The sequence below is a fragment of the Methylibium petroleiphilum PM1 genome, from assembly GCF_000015725.1.
Classification (GTDB): domain Bacteria; phylum Pseudomonadota; class Gammaproteobacteria; order Burkholderiales; family Burkholderiaceae_C; genus Methylibium; species Methylibium petroleiphilum.
Window position 1 is genome coordinate 3,298,504 of sequence record NC_008825.1, and the last position, 19,658, is coordinate 3,318,161.

At 64.9% G+C, this 19,658-nt stretch carries 15 protein-coding genes; 3 read left to right on the forward strand and 12 right to left on the reverse strand.

Annotated elements, in window-relative coordinates; all coding sequences use genetic code 11:
* Positions 1-2: 2 nt before the first annotated feature.
* From MPE_RS15660 to MPE_RS15710, 11 genes are all read right to left on the reverse strand, one after another.
* Positions 3-4,742 (reverse strand): glutamate synthase-related protein, encoded by a 4,740-nt coding sequence (locus tag MPE_RS15660; protein ID WP_011830679.1) that lies wholly within the window; start codon positions 4,740-4,742, stop codon positions 3-5.
* 126 nt (positions 4,743-4,868) lie between these two features.
* Complete coding sequence (locus MPE_RS15665; RefSeq protein ID WP_158304626.1) at positions 4,869-5,525, reverse strand: transposase; 657 nt, start codon at positions 5,523-5,525, stop codon at positions 4,869-4,871.
* Positions 5,526-5,622: 97 nt separating this feature from the next.
* Complete coding sequence (locus MPE_RS15670) at positions 5,623-6,894, reverse strand: porin (RefSeq protein ID WP_036231366.1); 1,272 nt, start codon at positions 6,892-6,894, stop codon at positions 5,623-5,625.
* Between the two features lie 143 nt (positions 6,895-7,037).
* Positions 7,038-8,204, reverse strand: coding sequence for a deoxyguanosinetriphosphate triphosphohydrolase (locus tag MPE_RS15675; RefSeq protein ID WP_011830682.1), 1,167 nt, complete (start codon positions 8,202-8,204; stop codon positions 7,038-7,040).
* A 19-nt stretch (positions 8,205-8,223) separates the two neighbouring features.
* Complete coding sequence (gene aroB, locus MPE_RS15680) at positions 8,224-9,336, reverse strand: 3-dehydroquinate synthase (RefSeq protein ID WP_011830683.1); 1,113 nt, start codon at positions 9,334-9,336, stop codon at positions 8,224-8,226.
* 31 nt (positions 9,337-9,367) lie between these two features.
* On the reverse strand, positions 9,368-9,922 hold the full coding sequence (locus MPE_RS15685) for a shikimate kinase (protein WP_011830684.1): 555 nt from the start codon (positions 9,920-9,922) through the stop codon (positions 9,368-9,370).
* A 59-nt stretch (positions 9,923-9,981) separates the two neighbouring features.
* A complete protein-coding gene (locus MPE_RS15690; RefSeq protein WP_041929720.1) occupies positions 9,982-12,174 on the reverse strand; it encodes a type IV pilus secretin PilQ in 2,193 nt (730 codons plus the stop codon).
* Positions 12,171-12,716, reverse strand: a complete 546-nt coding sequence (locus MPE_RS15695) for a pilus assembly protein PilP (RefSeq protein WP_011830686.1) — start codon at positions 12,714-12,716, stop codon at positions 12,171-12,173. The genes MPE_RS15690 and MPE_RS15695 overlap by 4 nt, the downstream gene beginning before the upstream one ends.
* Positions 12,713-13,435 (reverse strand): type IV pilus inner membrane component PilO, encoded by a 723-nt coding sequence (locus MPE_RS15700; protein ID WP_011830687.1) that lies wholly within the window; start codon positions 13,433-13,435, stop codon positions 12,713-12,715. Before MPE_RS15700 ends, MPE_RS15695 begins: the two co-directional genes overlap by 4 nt.
* Positions 13,436-13,445: 10 nt before the next feature.
* Positions 13,446-14,090: a PilN domain-containing protein gene (locus MPE_RS15705; protein WP_011830688.1), complete on the reverse strand. Its 645-nt coding sequence runs from the start codon at positions 14,088-14,090 to the stop codon at positions 13,446-13,448.
* Positions 14,090-15,145 (reverse strand): pilus assembly protein PilM, encoded by a 1,056-nt coding sequence (locus MPE_RS15710; protein WP_036229403.1) that lies wholly within the window; start codon positions 15,143-15,145, stop codon positions 14,090-14,092. The genes MPE_RS15705 and MPE_RS15710 overlap by 1 nt, the downstream gene beginning before the upstream one ends.
* 262 nt (positions 15,146-15,407) lie before the next feature.
* Here MPE_RS15710 and MPE_RS15715 point away from each other — a divergent pair, with 262 nt between their 5' ends.
* Entirely contained in the window at positions 15,408-17,789 is a 2,382-nt protein-coding gene (locus tag MPE_RS15715; RefSeq protein ID WP_011830690.1) for a penicillin-binding protein 1A, read from the forward strand.
* A gap of 37 nt (positions 17,790-17,826) precedes the next feature.
* Here the strand turns inward: MPE_RS15715 and cyaY are convergent, their stop codons facing one another.
* Positions 17,827-18,192, reverse strand: a complete 366-nt coding sequence (cyaY, locus tag MPE_RS15720; protein ID WP_011830691.1) for an iron donor protein CyaY — start codon at positions 18,190-18,192, stop codon at positions 17,827-17,829.
* A 15-nt stretch (positions 18,193-18,207) separates the two neighbouring features.
* Between cyaY and lptM the strand changes: the two genes are divergently transcribed.
* Complete coding sequence (gene lptM, locus MPE_RS24990; protein ID WP_148210971.1) at positions 18,208-18,387, forward strand: LPS translocon maturation chaperone LptM; 180 nt, start codon at positions 18,208-18,210, stop codon at positions 18,385-18,387.
* Entirely contained in the window at positions 18,384-19,658 is a 1,275-nt protein-coding gene (gene lysA / locus MPE_RS15725; protein WP_011830692.1) for a diaminopimelate decarboxylase, read from the forward strand. The genes lptM and lysA overlap by 4 nt, the downstream gene beginning before the upstream one ends.

Genomic DNA, 19,658 nt, shown 5'->3' on the forward strand with positions numbered 1-19,658 from the left:
CCTCAGGCCTTGGCCTTGCTCGACTTCTTGTCGTTGGTCCTGGCCTTGGCGATGGTCTCGCTGGCCTCCTTCTTGGCGTGGATCTCGCCCAGCGCCCGCTTGTACTCGTGCGGGAAGACCTTGACGAACTTGCCGCGTGCCGCCGGCCAGTGGTCGAGGATGTCGCGCGCGCGCAGCGAGCCGGTCCAGCGGTGGTGGTCCTCGATCAGCTTGCGCAGCAGCACCTCGTCGGCCACACCCTTGTGGAAGATGGCGGCTTCCTGGGTACTGCGCTGCTCGTCGGCCGTGAGTACCTTGTCCATCGCGACCATCGCGGTGTTGCAACGCTGCGAGAAGCTGCCGTCTTCGTCGTAGACGTAGGCGATGCCGCCCGACATGCCGGCCGCAAAGTTGCGCCCGGTCTTGCCGAGCACGACCACCGTGCCGCCGGTCATGTATTCGCAGCCGTGGTCACCGGTTCCTTCGACCACCGTGGTCGCGCCCGACAGTCGCACCGCGAAGCGTTCGCCGGCCACGCCGCGGAAGAAGGCCTCGCCGCTGGTGGCCCCGTAGAGCACCGTGTTGCCGACGATGATGTTCTGCGTGGCGTCGCCTCGGAAGTCGATGCTCGGGCGCACCACCACGCGGCCGCCGCTCAGACCCTTGCCGGTGTAGTCGTTCGCATCGCCGATCAGGTAGAGCGTGATGCCCTGCGCCAGGAAGGCGCCGAAGCTCTGGCCGCCCACGCCTTCCATCTGCATGAAGATGGTGTGGTCGGGCAGGCCTTCGGGCCGGTGGCGGATCAATTCGCCCGACAGCATGGCGCCGACGGTGCGGTTGACGTTGCGCGTCTCGTCCATGAACTGGACCTTCTCGCCACGCTCGATGGCTGGACGGCACTTCTCGATCAGGCGCACGTCGAGCGCCTTGGCCAGGCCGTGATCCTGCACGTCGACCTGGCGACGCGGCACGTCCGCGCCCACCTGCGGCAGGTGGAACACACGCCCGAAATCGAGGCCGCGCGCCTTCCAGTGCGACACGCCCTTCTTGGTGTCGAGCAGATCGGCGCGACCGACCAGTTCGTCGAAGCTGCGGATGCCCAGTTGCGCCATGATCTGGCGCGCTTCCTCGGCAACGAAGAAGAAGTAGTTGACGACGTGCTCGGGCTTGCCCTGGAACTTGGCGCGCAGCACCGGATCCTGCGTTGCCACGCCCACCGGACAGGTGTTGAGGTGGCACTTGCGCATCATGATGCAGCCCTCGACCACCAGCGGTGCGGTCGCGAAGCCGAACTCGTCGGCCCCGAGCAGCGCACCGATCACGACGTCGCGGCCGGTCTTCATCTGGCCGTCGGCCTGCACGCGGATGCGGCCACGAAGACCGTTGAGCACCAGCGTCTGCTGGGTCTCGGCCAGGCCAAGCTCCCAGGGCGTGCCGGCGTGCTTGATGCTGGACCACGGCGAGGCCCCGGTACCGCCGTCGTGACCGGCGATCACCACGTGGTCGCTCTTGGCCTTGGCGACGCCGGCGGCGATCGTGCCGACACCCACCTCCGACACCAGCTTGACGCTGATGGAGGCGCGCGGGTTGGCGTTCTTCAGGTCGTGGATCAGCTGCGCAAGGTCCTCGATCGAGTAGATGTCGTGGTGCGGCGGCGGCGAGATCAGGCCGACGCCCGGCACCGAGTAGCGCAACATGCCGATGTACTCGGACACCTTGCCACCCGGCAACTGGCCGCCCTCGCCGGGCTTCGCGCCCTGGGCCATCTTGATCTGGATCTGGTCGGCCGAGACCAGGTACTCGGTCGTCACGCCGAAGCGCCCCGACGCCACCTGCTTGATCTTCGAGCGCAGCGAATCGCCGTCCTTCAGCTCGTAGTCGGCCTCGATCACCTTGCTGCCGACCACTTCGCTGACCATCGTGCCCTGCTTGATCGGGATGCCCTTGAGCTCGTTGCGGTAGCGCGCAGGGTCCTCGCCGCCCTCGCCGGTGTTGGACTTGCCGCCGATGCGGTTCATCGCGATCGCGAGGGTGCTGTGCGCCTCGGTGCTGATCGAGCCGAGCGACATGGCGCCGGTGGCGAAACGCTTGACGATCTCGCTGGCCGGTTCGACCTGATCGAGCGGGATGGCCTTGCTGGGGTCGAGCTTGAACTCGAACAGCCCACGCAGCGTCATGTGCCGGCGCGACTGGTCATTGATCAGCTGGGCGTATTCCTTGTAGGTGTCGAACTTGTTCGCGCGCGTGCTGTGTTGCAGCTTCGCGATGGCGTCCGGCGTCCACATGTGCTCCTCGCCGCGTGTACGCCAGGCGTACTCGCCACCAGCGTCGAGCATCGTCGCCAGGACCGGGTCGTCGCCGAAAGCTGCCCTGTGCATGCGCAACGCCTCTTCGGCAACCTCGAACACGCCGATGCCGCCGACTTGCGAGGCCGTGCCGCGGAAGTACTTCTCGACCAGCGGCTTGTTGAGGCCGATCGCCTCGAACAGTTGCGCACCGCAGTAGGACATGTAGGTCGACACGCCCATCTTGGACATGATCTTCGACAAGCCCTTGCCGATCGCCTTCACGTAGTTGTAGATCGCCTTGTCGGCCGACAGGTCGCCTGGCAACTCCTTGTGCAGCGAGGCCAGCGTCTCCATCGCGAGGTAGGGGTGCACGGCCTCGGCGCCGTAGCCGGCAAGCACGCCGAAATGATGCACCTCACGCGCCGAGCCGGTCTCGACCACCAGGCCGGCGGTGGTGCGCAGGCCCTCGCGAACCAGGTGCTGGTGGATCGCAGACAGGGCCAGCAGCGCGGGGATCGCGATCTGGTCGCGGCTCATGCGACGGTCGGTGATGATCAGGATGTTGTGGCCGCCCTGGATCGCGTCCACCGCCTCGGCGCACAGCGATGCCAGCTTGGCCTCCACGCCCTCACCGCCCCAGGCGTACGGATAGACGATGTTGAGCTCATACGACTTGAATTTGCCGTGCGTCGGCTTCTCGATGCTACGCAGGCGCGCCATGTCCTCGAAGTCGAGGATGGGTTGCGCGACCTCCAGCCGCATCGGCGGGTTGACCGCATTGATGTCCAGCAGGTTGGGCTTGGGGCCGATGAAGCTGTTCAGCGACATCACGATCGCCTCGCGGATCGGATCGATCGGCGGGTTGGTGACCTGCGCGAACATCTGCTTGAAGTAGCTGTACAGCGGCTTGTTCTTGTCGGACAGCACGGCCAGCGGCGAGTCGTTGCCCATCGATCCGATGCCCTCTTCCCCGGTCTGGGCCATCGGACTCATCAGGAACTTGATGTCTTCCTGCGTGTAACCGAAAGCCTGCTGGCGATCGAGCAGGTTTTCGGCAAAGGCCGGCGCGGCCTCGGCCGGCGCGGCGATGGCGTCGAGCTTGATGCGCACGTTCTCGATCCACTGCCGGTAGGGCTTGGCCGAGGCGTAGGTGTTCTTCAGTTCCTCGTCGTCGACGATGCGGCCCTGTTCCAGGTCGATCAGAAACATCTTGCCGGGCTGCAGGCGCCACTTCTTGACGATCTTGTTCTCCGGGATCGGCAGCACGCCGGACTCGGAGGCCATCACCACCAGATCGTCGTCAGTGACGATGTAGCGGGCCGGACGCAGGCCGTTGCGGTCGAGGGTGGCGCCGATCTGCTTGCCATCGGTGAACACCATCGCGGCGGGACCGTCCCACGGCTCCAGCATTGCAGCGTGGTATTCGTAGAAGGCACGGCGCCGCTCGTCCATCGTCGCATGCTGCTCCCACGCCTCCGGGATCATCATCATCGCGGCGTGAGCCAGCGGGTAGCCGGCCATCGTCAGCAATTCCAGCGCGTTGTCGAAGGTCGCGGTGTCGGACTGGCCATCGAAGCTGATCGGATACAGCTTGTTCAGGTCATCCCCCAGCACCGGCGACTTCATCACGCCCTGGCGCGCGCGCATCCAGTTGAAGTTGCCCTTGACGGTGTTGATCTCGCCGTTGTGCGCCACCATCCGGTAGGGGTGCGCCAGCGGCCATTCCGGGAAGGTGTTGGTCGAGAAGCGTTGGTGCACCAGCGCAAGCGCCGACACCGTGCGTTCGTCTTGCAGATCCAGGTAGTAAGTGCCCACCTGATCGGCAAGCAGCAAACCCTTATAGATGATGGTGCGGCAGCTCATGCTGGGCACGTAGTACTCGTGGCTGTGCGTGAGCTGCAACTTCTGGATCGCCGCCGATGCCGTCTTGCGGATCACGTAGAGCTTGCGCTCCAGCGCATCGGGCACGATCACGTCGGCGCCACGGCCGATGAAGATCTGACGGATCACCGGCTCCTTGGCCCGCACCGTGGGCGACATCGGCATGGCCCGGTCGACCGGCACGTCGCGCCAGCCCAGCAGCACCTGCCCTTCGGCGTGCACGGCGCGCTCCAGCGCCTGCTCGCAGGCCAGTCGCGAGGCGTGTTCCTTGGGCAGGAAAATCATGCCGACACCGTACTCGCCGGGCGGCGGCAGTTCGATGCCCTGGAGAGCCATCTCGGCGCGGTAGTACTCGTCGGGAATCTGGATCAGGATCCCAGCGCCGTCACCCATCAGCTTGTCAGCCCCGACCGCGCCACGGTGATCGAGGTTCTCCAGGATCTTCAGCCCCTGGCCGACGATGCTGTGTGCCTTGAGGCCCTTGATGTGCGCCACGAAGCCGACGCCGCAGGCATCGTGTTCATGGGCCGGATCGTAGAGGCCTTCGAGGCGAAGGGTGTCGATGTCTTGCTGGCTTGGGGCGGACGAGGTCACGGCGCTCTCCTGGCGGGAAACGGCCAAGAGATTACGGCAGCGCAGCAAAACTGACAATCAAAAAATTCAGGGTCAGATTCTTATTATTGAGCGCTCGACACTGGTGCGAAATTAAATGGTGACATATCAAATTTGGTGCGCCGGCCGAATCTTCGGTGGTCGGCCTCTGGGCCTCGGCGCGACCGGTCGTGACGAGGCCGAGGCCAGTTGCGCGACGAAACGGTCGGATCCCAGCGCCCAGCCCCCCCGCAGTGCCGCTTCGATGGCCTGCACCTGGCGGTCCGGTAACGCGTGCTCGAGCATGCTGCCGTAGGCCATCTCTCGCTCGAAGGGTGTGTTGCCAAGCGCCCAGTACGCCGCCGGATGCACCAGGAACGGGTCCGCAGCGTGACCGCGGTGGGCCGCTTCGCTGGAACACGGCAGCGACACGGCTGCTGCCGCCTGAGCGCCATGCCCCAGTCGTTCGACATACACCATGCAAGGCAGCAACCACGAGGTCGGTTCGATGACGGCCGCCCGGAAGCGGCCTTCCCACAAGCCGCCAACACGGCCGTGGCGTCGGTTGAAGGCCGACGCATGCCGGCGCGCCACCGATTGCATGACCAGGCTCAGACCACTCGCCTGCTCGGGCGTAGCCACCAGATCGAGACGCGACTCGAGCACCGAGTAGGCGTGGATTGCGACGTGATGCTGCGCCGCCACCTCGCGCAGCAACTGCATCAATGACTGGCGGTCGGTGTCATCCTGCACCATCGTCTGGCCGTGCTGCGCGCGCTGGCTCACCACGTGCGGCAGCGCCGGAACGATCAAGCGGGGCAATCGGGCCATGGCGCGCGAGGGTACACCGCGGCAGCGGCGCGGGCCGCCGGCCGCAGGGGACTCAGAAGCGGTGGCGCAGCGCCAGCGCGATGTTGTGAGCGCCCTTGCCCGCCTCGGAGGTCACACCGCCGAAGAATCCGCCGCCGCCCGGGGCGGCCTGAGCGTTGTCGTCATTGTCGAAGCGGGTCAGCACGAAATTGACGTCGGTGCGCTTCGAGAGTGCATAGGTGTAGACAGCGCCGTAGGACTGAACGTCCGCATCGGCGATGGTGCGATCGTCGTAGTGGTTGTAGGCCACCGTCACGGTGCTCGGGCCGAAGTTGAAACGATAGCCCACGTGGAACAAGCGGGAATCCTGGCGCAACGCACGCTCGAAAGCATTGCCGATCAAGGTGGCGAGCGGCGCAAATGCGGGGCTCGGGTTTTGTGCGATCAAGCCCGCAGTCACGTCCGCGCCAACGCCAGGATTGTCGTCCTTGAAGGTTGCATAGAGCGTCGACAGCTTGCCGGGACCCAGGTCCACTGAAGCACCCAGCAGCACATCCGTCAGAGCCTTGTCGCCGACGGCATTGTTGTTGGTGCCGTAGGCCGCCCCCACCGCGAAGCCGTTGCCCTTGTAGTACGCGTTGGCACTCATGTAGCGGTTGTTGGAGGTGGAATCACCGGTTTCGCCGAAGGCATACATCAGCGTGGCCGTGAAACCATCCTTCTGCAGTCGATAGGCCAGGGCGTTGCTCTTACGGATGTCGACTGCCGCCGGCAGCGTGGCGATCTGTGCGGCCGACAGGCTGGAATCGGTCTGCATCGAATCGAACACGTAGAACATCTCGTAGGCCGGCGTGTACTGCCGACCCGCCAGCACGGCACCGACCGGTGTGACGAGACCGACGAACGCCTGCCGGTCGAAGACGTTGTTGGTCAGGTTCACGCCGATCTGGCTGCCCAGTTGCGCGCCGACCTGGTTCACGACGGTCTGGGTCGTCACGCCCGGGGCCAGCGGGATCAGCGGCACGCCGAGAAACTGCAGATCGAGAAAGCGGTCCGGGACTTGGATGCCCGATGCCGCCCGATTGCTGATGGCGCCGGTGTCGGCCTCGAAACGGCTTTCGAGCACGAAGAGCGCGCGGTAGCCACCCCCTAGATCTTCATTGCCCTTGAACCCCCAGCGCGAGCCTTCCATGATGCCGCTCGCCAATCGCGTCTTGGCGGCGTCCTGACCCGAAACGTAGTTGATACCGGCATCCACGCTGCCGTATAGCGTGACCGAGTTCTGTGCCTGAGCCGACGCGGCGAAAACCGATGTCGCGGCCAATGCGATGAGGGTCTTGTTCATGGGAAACGTCTCCTGCAGATTCTCGAATCGGGCCATCGTGGCGCTGCCTCGACAACCTCTGCAAATGACTGTATCGACGCCCCCCGGAGCCCCGTAGCGGGTCAACACGGGGATGTTGCGATTTGCTCACAAGGGAGTAGAGACTACCCTCCAGACAGCCGTCCGTGGTCTTCGAAGACAGTGCGGCCCGTGATGCGCCGGTGCTCGCTGATCGCGAAGCGATCCGTCATGCCCGCCACATAGTCGGTAACAGCGCGGAACGGCGTGGCGCTTTCGGCCGCAGCCGACGGCAGCTCGGCAGCTCCCGTCACGTAGGCCTCAAACAGTTCGCGTACCACGCATCTTGCGCGGTGCGTCGTGCTCTCGACCTGCGGGTGGCGGTAGAGCTGCGCGAACAGAAAGCGCTTCAGTACCAGGCTCTCGTCCCGCATCGCCGGCGTGAACTGCACCAGCAACGGCGACATCCTCACATCGGACACCTTCTCGATGCGATGCTGCCGCAGCGCGTCGCGAGTGGCATCGATCACGTCGTAGACCTGGGCGGACAGCAAGCGCCGCAAGGTTTCGAACAAGAGCCTGCGGCCCTGGAGGCCAGGATGCTCACGTCGAGCGGCATCCATGTGGGTTGCCACCAAGGGCACTTCGCGAAGCTGCTCGAGACCGATCAAACCCGAACGCACGCCGTCGTCGACATCGTGTGCGTTGTAGGCGATCTCGTCGGCGAGGTTGCACAACTGCGCTTCCAGGCTGGGCTGCGTGCCATCGAGAAAACGGCGCCCGACACCGCCCGGCTCCTGCAGCTCGAGCGCCTGCGCGTTGCGTCTGGAGCAGTGCTTGAGGATGCCTTCCCTTGTCTCGAAACTGAGATTCAATCCTTCGAAGCTAGCGTATCGTTGTTCGAGTCGGTCGACGACCCTCAGCGACTGAAGGTTGTGCTCGAACCCCGAGCCCTGCGGATCGATGCGTCGCAAGCAGCCGTTCAACTCATCCTGCCCCGCATGTCCGAACGGGGTGTGTCCCAGATCGTGCGCGAGCGCGATGGCTTCCGTGAGGTCTTCGTTGAGCTGCAGAGCACGGGCGATCGAACGCGCGAGCTGCGCCACCTCGAGCGAGTGCGTGAGCCGCGTCCGGAACAGGTCGCCCTCGTGGTTGAGGAAGACCTGGGTCTTGTAGACGAGGCGTCGGAACGCGGTGGAATGAACGATGCGATCGCGATCGCGCTGGTAATCGTCCCGGGTCGGTGCGGGCGCTTCGGCGTGAAGGCGGCCACGGCCGCTGGCCGGATCGCTGGCGTAGGACGCGAGCGACATCGTCAGCGCATCGCGGGGATCACGTACAGCGCGAAGCGAGGACCTGACGCAAGGTTGCATCCGGCACGCTGCGCAGCACGGCATGCCCGATGGCGTCGAGCAGCACGAACTTGATTTCGCCGGCTTCCGCCTTCTTGTCGAGGCGCATGAGCTCGAGATAGCGATCCGCCCCCAGGTCCGGCCCCTTCACCGGCAAACCCGCACGATCGATGAGCCGGATCAGGCGCTCCGCGTCCCCCTCGGGCAGCAGGCCCAGTCGCGCCGAGGTTTCGGCTGCCATCGCCATGCCGCAACCGACAGCCTCACCATGGAGCCACTCTCCGTAACCCAGACCTGCCTCGATCGCATGACCGAAGGTATGGCCGAAATTGAGAATGGCCCGCAAGCCGGCCTCGCGCTCGTCCTGACCGACGACGGCCGCCTTGATCTCGCACGACCGTCGCACGGCATGGCGCAGGGTGGCCACATCGCGAGCAAGCAATGCATCCAGGTTGGCTTCGACCCAACCCAGGAAGCTCGCATCGGCGATCGGCCCGTACTTGATGACTTCGGCCAGGCCGGCGCGCAACTCCCGCATCGGCAGCGTGCTCAGCGTCTCCAGATCGACGACGACGCAGACCGGCTGATGGAACGCGCCGATCATGTTCTTACCGCGCGGGTGGTTGATACCCGTCTTGCCACCCACGGAGGAATCGACCTGCGCCAGCAGCGTGGTGGGGACCTGAACGAAGGGCACCCCGCGCATGTAGCTGGCTGCGGCGAAGCCGGTCATGTCGCCGACCACCCCACCGCCCAGCGCATAGAGGATCGTCTTCCGATCGGCGCCTCTGGCCAGCAGCGCGTCGAAGATCAGGTTCAGCGCGGCCCAATCCTTGTGGCTTTCGCCGTCGGGCAACGTGATGAGCTCGACCTGCGCGTGCCTCCCGCGCAGAGCGTCCCGCAGGGACTGCGCATAGAGCGGCGCCACCGTGGTGTTGCTGACGATGACGGCCAACGGGCTGCGCGGGACGCCTGCAAAACTTTCGGGCGCGCGCAGCAAGCCGGAGCCGATGCGTATGGGATAGCTCCGCTCGCCGAGGGCGATATCGATGGTCTCGATGCCGGAGAGAGGAGTCACAGAGATCGATGACATGCCCGAAGTGTACGGGCCCAGTTCGAGCGTCCTAGCGCGGCGGCTCGACGGCGGAGGGCACCCGGTTCGCATCGACGATCCCGGCCAGCTCGAGTTGCATCAGGATCATGCCCACCAGAGTCTGGACCGTCGGCCTCCCCGTCTCGACGACAAAATGCGCAGTCTCGCGGTACAGCGGATCGCGCTCGCGATAGAGCTGCTGCAACCGGGCCCGAGGATCCTTGACCTGCAACAACGGCCTTTGCGTGTCGTGACGCAGGCGCCGGTGCAGTTCTTCCGGCGAGGATCGCAGGTAGAGCACCGTGCAGTCCTCGTGCAGAACGCGGCGATTGACCTCCCGCAAGACGGCACCTCCGCCCGTGGCCAGTACGCCGAGCCGGCTGGCACAGAGCTCGCCGATCACCTGCTGCTCAAGATCGCGAAATCGGCCTTCGCCCTCGCGCTCGAAGTAGGAGCGGATCGGTTCCCCGATCCGCTGTTCGATCACCGTGTCGGAATCCGTGAAACTGACGCCGAGTTTCCGCGCCAGCACGCGGCCGACCGAAGACTTGCCTGAACCGGGGAGCCCGACCAGTGCCAGCCGCATTGCAGCGTCCGGCTGCTGCCCGTCAACGGGCCGTCGTCGGTTTGCCGCGACGCCCTCGATCAACGTGCAGCGGCAGTGCGGTCGGTCACGACCTTGGGCGTCAGGAACACCAGCAGTTCGGTCTTGTTCGACGTCCGGGTCTGGCTGCGGAACAGCGCACCGAGCACCGGCACATCGCCCAGCAGCGGCACCTTGGTGTTGTCGATCTGCTCGGTCTGCTCATAGATGCCACCGATCACCACCGTCCCGCCATTGTCGACCAGCACCTGCGTCTTGACGTGCTTGGTGTTGATCAGGATGCCGGCCGCCGTGGTGGCTCCGGGGCTGTCCTTGTTCACGTCGACGTCGAGGATGATGTTGCCCTCCGGGGTGATCTGCGGGATCACTTCGAGCTTCAGCGTCGCCTTGCGGAACTGGATCGCCGTCGCGCCGCTGGAGGTCGCCGTCTGGTACGGAATCTCCGTGCCCTGCTCAATGAGCGCCTTGACCTGATCGGCCGTGACCACACGCGGACTGGACACGATCTTGCCCTTGCCGTCCGCTTCCAACGCGGAGATCTCGAGATTCAGGAAGCGATTCATCGCCGAATTGAAGATCGACACCGCGAACGTGGCCGCGTCGTAGCCGTTCTGACCGACGGCGGGCAGATTGACGAAGTAGCTGTTCGTCGACGGTGTGCCTGTGGTTAACCCGCTGCTGTTGATCGGAGGCGCCTGCCCGGTGGCGGCGCCGATACCGAGGTAATTGCCGCCGATGCCGGCGTTCACCTTCGACGACGGTGCGACGGTCGCACCGAGCTTGGCTCCGAGCGAGCGGCCGAAGGTATCGGTCGCCTCGACGATGCGTGCCTCGATCAGTACCTGACGGACCGGGATGTCGATACGGGCAATGATCTGCGCCACCTCTTCGAGCTTCGAGGGAATATCGCTGACGAAGAGTTGGTTGGTGCGCGTCTCGTACACGATGCTGCCGCGCGGCGACAGGATGCGACTGTTGTTCGATCCGCCGCCCTGTCCACCGTTACCACCTTGCCCGGCCTGCTGCCCCGTGAGCCCCTTCGATACTTCCTCGGCCTTCACATAGTTCAGCTGGAATGCCTGAGTGCGGACTGGCTCCAGAGACGCAATCTGCGCCTTGGATTCCAGTTCGAGCTTCTCCTTCGTGGCAATCTCATCCTTCGGCGCGATCCACAAGACGTTCCCGCTCTTGCGCACACCCAGACCCTTGGCCTGCAGGATGATGTCGAGCGCCTGATCCCAAGGAACATCCTTCAAGCGCAGCGTGACATTGCCGGTCACCGTGTCGCTGGTCACCACGTTGAAGTTGGTGAAATCGGCGATCACCTGCAGCAGCGCACGAACCTCGATGCTCTGGAAATTCAACGAGAGCTTCTCGCCGGCATAGCCCGGACCTTGCGTCAGCTTGTTCGGATCGATCTTCTGCGGACGCACCTCGAGCACGAACTGGTTGTCGGTCTGGTAGGCACTGTGTTCCCACACACCGGTCGGCTCGACCACCATCCTGACCTTGTCGCCGCTCTGAAAGGACGACACGGTCCGCACCGGGGTGCCGAAGTCGGTCACGTCGAGACGGCGACGCAGGCTCTCCGGCAGGCTGGACTTCAGGAATTCAACCACCAGGTTCTGGCCCTGCTGGCGAATGTCGACACCCACCTGGTTGCTGGGCAGATCGACCACCACGCGACCGGCACCGTCCTGGCCGCGGCGGAAATCGACGGCGCGCAGCACCTGCGGCGCGTCATTGAGGCTGTCGGCAAAATGGACCGGGGCCGCCGTCGCTGGGGCGGCGACGGGAGCGGCTGCCGTGGGCGCGGCCGCAACATTGCCACTGGTCTGCAGCGTCAGCACGAGAGTCTTGCCGTCGAGCGTCGCCGAGTAATTGCCTGGTTGCTTCAGGTTCAGCACGAGACGGGTCCGATCGCCCGCCTGAGCGACGTTGACGGATCGCAGGTTGCCTTGGTTGACGTCGACGCTGGAACGGCCCAGCGCGTTGCTCACCCCCGGAAGATCGATCGCGATGCGCGGCGGCGTCTGGACAGCGAACCCTGCCGGCACGGCCCCCAACGCTTCGCTCAGTTCGATGCGCACCACGTCGGCCGCGCCCTGCTGGCTGCTATTGATCGCCTGAATCGCGTTCTCCGCCCACGCGGACACCGCGGAGAAGAACAGCGCGAGCGCGATGGCTGGTGCTCGCCATTGGTTCATGGTCGTGATCTCCCGAATTTTCGTCATCGCGCCTTCTCCTGCAGCTGGAGGGCAGAGGGACGCTCTATCCATTCACCCGCGGCATCCTGAACAACTTCCCGCACGCCCACCTCGGTCTCAGAGATCTTTGTGATCTTTCCGTAGTTTTGACCGAGATAGTCACCCACCTTGACCTGGTAGAGCAGGTTGTCGACTCGCAACAGTGCGAACTGACGCCCTTGCTTGGACACACTGCCGACCATGCTCATGGAGTCGAGCGGATAGGCCTCCAGCGGCTCCTTGCGGCGGTTCATCTCGCCCGCCAGCAGTGAATTCGGCTGACGCGCCTCCTGCTTGAGGGCCACCGCGAGCTTTTGGCTGCTGAACGGTTCTACCGCACGAGCCTGCTCATAAGGTTGCGGATCGAAGCGCTTCGGTGGGGACAGCGGTGCGATGCTAGGGCGGACTTCACGACGCTGCTGGTCCATCCAGGACTGAAGTTCTTCCTGCTCGGCGCCGCAGGCCGACAGCAGCATCAAGGCTGCCATCGCGGACATCAGCAGCGCAGTGCGTTGCAACGGCCTGGTCATTTGTTTGCCCCCGCTGCAGCCTTCTGGCTGGCTTCCCGCGCCTTGCGCTGAGTCTCCACTTCGCTCGGATCCAGGTAGCGATAGGTGCGCGCCAGGGCGTCCATGCTCAAGTTGCCGGTCCCCGCACTGGCTGCATTCTGCGCGCCACCGGGTCCGACGCCGGAAATGTTGAGGTTGTGCAAGGTCACGATCCGGGACAGGTTTGCCACGTCTGCAGCGAAGGAGCCTATGTCGTGGTACCGACCCGTGACGCGGATCGCGATCGGCAATTCGGCGTAATAGTCCTTGACCGCCACCTGCCCAGGCCGGAAAAGCTCGAACTGCAAACCACGGCCCAGACCGGCCTGATTGATGTCCGACAGCAGCGCATCCATCTCGGCCTTGCCCGGCAACTGCTTCTCCAGTTGCGTGACGTACTCCTGAACCTGGATCTTCTGCTTGCGCAGTTCGCCGAGGTTCACTGCCTGGGCCAGCTTGGCGCGGTAGTCCTGCCGCAGACCTGGTTCGCGGTCGCGCTCGGCCTGCAACTCGTCGGCCGTCGCCGACAGCAGAACGAACCAGGCCACCACCACCAACGCGGCCGCCACGGCCACGAAGGTCACCAACTTGGGCAGCCACGGCCACTGCCCGGGCTCATTGGTATTCAGCCCACGGAACTGCCCGGAAAGATCTTGCAGGACGGAGTTCAGATCGAGTGCGGGGTTCTTTTTCGTTGCCATCTGAGCGTCCTCAGGAACGGGGCACCGACGCGGCCGCCGCTGGAACCGAGGCCCCCGCAGCGCCGGGGACCGCCGATTTGTCCGGCGTCTCCACTTGAGGACGCTTGAGACCGACCTTCACCACGAAATCAAACAATCGCTTCTGCTCGCGGTTGGGCGTCGTCAGGCTGGCCGCCTTGATCTCCACCAACTCCGGCTTCTCGAGCCAAGTCGAGTTGTAGGCAGTGTTGCGCAGAAACTCGGAGACGCGTTCGTTCGTCTGCGCAATGCCGTTGATTGCCACCACCTGACCATCCTGCTTGATCGTGGTCAGGTACACGCCTTCGGGCGTCTGCTTGACGAGTTCGTTCAGAAGGTACACAGGGATGTTGCGATCCGTCTGCAGATCTTCGACGGCCTTCTGACGCGCCTTCAGGCTGTCGATCTCGGCCTTGAGCGTCGCGATGTCCTTGATCTGCTCCTCGAGCTTCTTGATCTCGGCTGTCAGGTAGGCATTGCGCTCTTGCTGGGTGCTGATCATCTGTTGCAGCACCAGGTACCAGAGCGCCGCAATGGCGATACCGGCTGCAGCCGCAACACCCAGCCCGACGAAGAAGGCCTTCTTGCGACGCTGCCGCCGCTCTTCGCGATGCGGCAGGAGGTTGATCAAGATCATTACAGGAACCTCCGCATCGCCAGGCCGCACGCGGTCAGGTAGGCCGGGGCTTCACGGCGCAGCTTGCTCTCGCGCACAGCGGACCCGAGGCGCATGCCTTCGAAAGGATTGACGACCATCGACGCAAAGCCCGTCAATTCGGTCACCCGCTCCTTCAAGCCAGGCAAGGTTGCGGTGCCACCACCCAACATCACGTAGTGCACCTTGTGATGCGGTGTGCTGGTGAAGAAATACTGCAATGCCCGACCGATCTCCTGCGCCAGACTGTCGACAAACGGCACCAGCAGACTCGATTCGTAGTCCTCCGGAAGATCACTGGCCAGCTTCTTCTGCTCGGCCTCTTCGAACGAGAAGCCATACTGGCGCGAGATCATTTGTGTCAGCTGCGACCCCCCGAAGGCTTGGTCACGGTCGTAAAGCAGTTCCTCGTCGCGAAGCACCTTGAGGCTGGTGGTTTCGGCGCCGATCTCGAACAGCGCCACCAACGCGTCACGCCCTTCGTTAGGCAAGGCCGAGACGATGCGCATCATGGCCAGACGAGAGGCATGTGACTCGATATCCAGCACGACCGGCTTCAGCCCGGCGGCCTCGGCGAGGCCCTGGCGATCCTGCACCCGATCTTTCCGCGACGCAGCAATCAGCACCTCGACGTCGCCGACCGAGGACGGGCTCGGCCCGACGACACAGAAATCCAGGCTCACCTCATCCAGCGAAAACGGAATGTACTGATTGGCCTCGGACTCGACCTGGAGTTCGAGTTCCTCGTCACGCAAGCCGGCCGGCAGCATGATCTTCTTCGTGATCACTGCCGACTGTGGCATCGCCATCGCCACCCGCTTGGAACGGGTACCGCTCTTGCTGACGACACGGCGCACCGCGTCGGCCACTTCATCGAATTTCTCGATCTGGCCGTCAGCGATCCAGCCTCGCTCGAAACTCTCGGTGGCAAAACGTTCAAGCACGTACTGGCCCGAGGCGGACTGACCCAGCTCGACGAGCTTGACGCTCGAGGAGCTGATGTCCAGCCCGACGAGCGGCGCTTGCTTGCCTCCCATCAACCCGTCTAGAAAGCCCACACGGTCTCCCGCTCGCCGCTGCACGGCTGTTAAGAAGTTACTTCAATGCTAGCAGTAAAGCCTTTGTGTCCCAATGCTTTCGGGCTGCGCGTCGGCGACCACGCGACAAGCTGACGTTGCAAAACTCACGGTCCGGGCGAGCACCTAGTCCCTCGCACACCGGGCACCGGTGGGCATGCCGGGATGCGATCCATGTCGGTCGGAGCGCATTTCTATAATCGCCGGGTCCTGCTGGAGATTCATGAGCGCCAAAGATCGCAAGCCCTCGCCGACGGCGTCCACATCTTCCCGTGCCGGTTTTCTATCCAACCTGCCCGCCGCGGCCCGGTGGCCCCTGCTGGTCGGCGGGTCAGCACTGGCGCTCGTCGTATCAGGACTGCTGGGTGGCTTGGCGCTGCTGGCGATCGCGTTGGCCGTGGCCTACCCGAACCTGCCCGAGATCAGCAGCCTCACCGATTACCGGCCCAAGCTGCCCCTGCGCGTCTTCTCCGCCGATGAAGTACTGATCGGCGAGTACGGCGAAGAGCGTCGACTGTTCGCGCCGATCGGTCAGATTCCGAAGGTGATGCGCGAGGCGGTGCTGTCGATCGAGGACGCGCGCTTCTATCAACACGGCGGCGTCGACTACATCGGGATCGTGCGCGCGGGGCTCGCCAACGTAGGCGAATCCCGCAGCCAGGGTGCCTCGACGATCACGATGCAGGTGGCACGCAACTTCTACCTGCCGACCGAGAAGACCTTCATCCGCAAGGTGTACGAGATCCTGCTGGCGCTGAAGATCGAAAGCCAGCTCAGCAAGGACCAGATCCTCGAGGTCTACATGAACCAGATCTATCTGGGGCAGCGCGCCTACGGTTTCGCGGCCGCCTCGGAGATCTACTTCGGCAAGCCGCTGAAGGACGTGACGGCCGCCGAGGCGGCCATGCTCGCAGGTCTGCCGAAGGCGCCGTCGGCCTACAACCCGGTCGCCAATCCGACGCGGGCGCGACAGAGGCAGCAGTACATCATCGAGCGGATGTACGAGAACGGCTACCTGACCGAGGAACAGGCCGAGGCTGCCAAGGCTGAGCAGCTCAAGTACCGCAGGGACATTTCGGTCCCACTGCACGCCGAGTACGTGGCCGAGACGGCTCGCCAGCTGATCTTCAGCCAGTACGGCGAGAGCGCCTACACCCGCGGCCTGAACGTCTACACCAGCGTGCGCGCGGTCGAGCAGGAAGCGGCCTACCGGGCGCTGCGCCGAGGCATCACGGACTACGAACGACGGCAGGTGTACCGGGGACCAGAGGGCTATGTGGACCTGCCCGCGGACCCCAAGGCGCTCGACGCCCGGGTCGCAGAAGCGCTTGACGAGCATCCAGACAATGACGAAATCAAGGCGGCGGTCGTGCTCGAAGCCAGTTCCAAGCAGGTCGTGGCCGTGCTGCAGAGCGGCGACACCCTGACGATCACCGGCGAAGGCCTGCGTCCGGCGACCTCGGGACTGTCGCCCAAGGCCGGCCCCAAGGTCCAGATCCGTCGAGGCGCGGTGATCCGCGTCATCAGGGGGGCGAAGGACGTCTGGTCGATCACCCAGGTGCCCGAGGTCGAGGGCGCCTTCGTCTCCATCGACTCGCGCACCGGCGCGATCCGCACCATGGTTGGTGGCTTCGACCATGCGAAGAGCAAGTTCAACCATGTGACCCAGGCCTGGCGCCAGCCGGGTTCGAGCTTCAAGCCCTTCATCTACTCGGCCTCGCTCGAGAAGGGCTTCACACCGGCCACGGTGATCAACGACGCGCCGCTGTTCTTTGACGCGGCCGCTACCGGCAGCCAGCCCTGGGAGCCGAAGAACTACGACGGCACATTCGACGGCCCGATGTCGATGCGCCGCGCGCTGGCGAAGTCGAAGAACATGGTGTCGATCCGCATCCTGGAGGCGATCGGCACCGACTACGCGCAGAACTGGATCACCCGCTTCGGCTTCGACGCCGACAAGCACCAGCCCTACCTGCCGATGGCGCTGGGAACCGGCTCGGTCACGCCGCTGCAGATGGCCGCGGGCTATGCGGTGTTTGCCAACGGCGGCTACCGCGTCAACCCGGTGCTTGTCACGCGGGTCACCGACAACCGCGGCCGCATCCTGGCGCAGACCGAACCGGCACCGCTGGACGAGTCGGCGCGCGTGATCGACGGTCGCAATGCCTTCGTGATGAGCAGCCTGCTGCAGGAGGTCACGCGCTCAGGCACCGCAGCGCGTGCCCAGGCCACCCTGAAGCGAACCGACGTCTACGGCAAGACAGGGACCACCAACGACTCCCAGGACGCGTGGTTCGCCGGCTACACGCCGAACCTGGTGGCAGTGGTGTGGATCGGCTACGACCAACCGCGCAAGCTCGGCGACCGGGAAACCGGTGGCGGGCTGTCCCTGCCGGTGTGGATCGATTACATGAGCGTGGCACTCAAGGGCGTGAAGGTGACCGAACTCACACCTCCGGAAGGCCTGCTCAATGTCGGCGGCGAGTGGTACTACGAAGAATACGGCCCGGGCAACGGCGTCAGCAGCCTTGGGCTCGACACACCTGCGGCTCCCGCGCCCACTGAGGAAGAGCGCAAGAGCATCCTCGACCTGTTCAAGAACTGATCGTCATCCCGGCAGGTGCGTCGCCGGCGCCATGCCGTCAGATCGTCGGCGGCGCGAAGTTCAAGGGTCGGCCCGCCTGCTCGCTCGCGCAACGCGACAGCGTGACAAAGAAGTCCTCCTCGGTCTTGGTGTCGCACCAGGTGCCTGCCACATGGCGATAGTGAAAGCCGCCGCTGCGTGCCGCCAGCCAGATCTCCTGCAAGGGCGGCTGGGTGTTCACGACGATCTTGCTGCCATTCGGAAAGCTCAGCTCGAGCAAACCGCCGGTGCGCGCTGCATCGATATCGACCACATCGTCCTGCAGCCAGCGATCGACCTGCAGTTCGATGCCGCCCAGCACGGCTCTCGTCAGCGCCTGGTAGTCGGCGTCGCTCAGCGCAGAGGCGGGGGTCGCGGTGCTCATTCGTAGAATCCGATGATGTTGAAACCTGCTTCGATTCTAGGCAGCCGCATCTCCGTGATCGCGGTGTGTGCTTTGCTGGGCGGACTGACCCTGGGCGGCTGCGGCCAGAAGGGCGCGCTCTACCTGCCGGGATCGTCGAAGCCCGCGCCGGCTCCCGGCCAGGCCGCCTCTGCGCCCACCGGGGTCGCCCGATGACGCTGCCCGGCGCCCCATTCGTCGCCTACCGCGGCACGGAGTTGTTCATCGACGGTTGCGCGGCAAGCGAGCTCGCGGCACGCTTCGGCACCCCGCTTTACGTCTACAGCCGCCGCGCCATGCTCGCCGCGCTGGCGCCGTACCAGCGGGCGCTGGCCGGGCGGGAGCACCTGATCTGCTACGCGATGAAGGCAAGTTCGAGCCTGGCGGTGTTGCAGACCTTCGCCCAGGCCGGATGCGGCTTCGACATCGTCTCGGGTGGCGAACTAGATCGCGTACTGGCGGCCGGCGGTGACCCGGGCAAGGTGGTGTTTTCAGGGCTCGGCAAGACGCGTGCAGAGATGCGGCGTGCGCTCGAGATCGGCGTGCGCTGCTTCAACGTCGAAAGCGAGGCGGAGTTGGACGTGCTGTCCGAGGTGGCGTTGTCGCTCGGCCGGGTCGCCCCGGTCAGCCTGCGCGTCAACCCCGACGTCGACGCGAAGACCCACCCCTACATCTCCACCGGACTGAAGGGCAACAAGTTCGGCATCGCGCACGACCGGGCCGTCGCGGCCTACCGTCGCGCGGCGCAGCTCCCCGGGCTCAAAGTGGTGGGGATCGACTGCCACATCGGCTCTCAGATCACCGAGATCGCGCCCTATCTCGATGCCGCCGACCGCGTTCTGGACCTGGTCGAGGCGATCGAATCGAGCGGCCTGCGGATCCACCACCTCGACCTCGGCGGCGGCCTGGGCATCCAGTACACCGATGAACGACCGCCAGCCGCCGACGCCCTGATCGGCGCACTGCTGGCGCGCCTCGACGCCCGGGGGCACGGTGCGCGCACGCTGGTATTCGAGCCGGGTCGCTCGCTGGTCGGCAATGCAGGTGTGCTGCTGTCCGAGGTGCTGTACCTGAAGCCCGGTACGCACAAGAACTTCTGCGTCGTCGATGCCGCCATGAACGACCTGATGCGTCCTGCCCTGTACGAAGCGACGATGAGCATCGTGCCCTGCCGACTGCGGGACGGCGTGCCTGTCGTCTACGACGTGGTCGGCCCGGTGTGCGAATCGGGTGACTGGCTGGGCCGCGACCGTGCGCTGGCACTGCAGCCGGGCGATGCCGTCGCGGTCCTCAGCGCCGGAGCCTATGGCATGAGCATGGCCAGCAACTACAACAGCCGCCCGAGGGCCGCCGAGGTGATGGTCGATGGCGACGTGGCCACGCTGATCCGTGAACGCGAACCCGTCGCGGAGCTGTTCCGCGGAGAACATTTGCTGCCCGCTGACTGA

Excerpts from the sequence above, each read along its gene's own strand:
- MPE_RS15670 (WP_036231366.1), bottom strand. The coding sequence starts at position 6,894 with ATGAACAAGACCCTCATCGCATTGGCCGCGACATCGGTTTTCGCCGCG.
- MPE_RS15675 (WP_011830682.1), bottom strand. The coding sequence starts at position 8,204 with ATGTCGCTCGCGTCCTACGCCAGCGATCCGGCCAGCGGCCGTGGCCGC.
- aroB (WP_011830683.1), bottom strand. The coding sequence starts at position 9,336 with ATGTCATCGATCTCTGTGACTCCTCTCTCCGGCATCGAGACCATCGAT.
- MPE_RS15685 (WP_011830684.1), bottom strand. The coding sequence starts at position 9,922 with ATGCGGCTGGCACTGGTCGGGCTCCCCGGTTCAGGCAAGTCTTCGGTC.
- MPE_RS15690 (WP_041929720.1), bottom strand. The coding sequence starts at position 12,174 with ATGACGAAAATTCGGGAGATCACGACCATGAACCAATGGCGAGCACCA.
- MPE_RS15695 (WP_011830686.1), bottom strand. The coding sequence starts at position 12,716 with ATGACCAGGCCGTTGCAACGCACTGCGCTGCTGATGTCCGCGATGGCA.
- MPE_RS15700 (WP_011830687.1), bottom strand. The coding sequence starts at position 13,435 with ATGGCAACGAAAAAGAACCCCGCACTCGATCTGAACTCCGTCCTGCAA.
- MPE_RS15705 (WP_011830688.1), bottom strand. The coding sequence starts at position 14,090 with ATGATCTTGATCAACCTCCTGCCGCATCGCGAAGAGCGGCGGCAGCGT.
- MPE_RS15710 (WP_036229403.1), bottom strand. The coding sequence starts at position 15,145 with ATGGGAGGCAAGCAAGCGCCGCTCGTCGGGCTGGACATCAGCTCCTCG.
- MPE_RS15715 (WP_011830690.1), top strand. The coding sequence starts at position 15,408 with ATGAGCGCCAAAGATCGCAAGCCCTCGCCGACGGCGTCCACATCTTCC.
- cyaY (WP_011830691.1), bottom strand. The coding sequence starts at position 18,192 with ATGAGCACCGCGACCCCCGCCTCTGCGCTGAGCGACGCCGACTACCAG.
- lptM (WP_148210971.1), top strand. The coding sequence starts at position 18,208 with ATGTTGAAACCTGCTTCGATTCTAGGCAGCCGCATCTCCGTGATCGCG.
- lysA (WP_011830692.1), top strand. The coding sequence starts at position 18,384 with ATGACGCTGCCCGGCGCCCCATTCGTCGCCTACCGCGGCACGGAGTTG.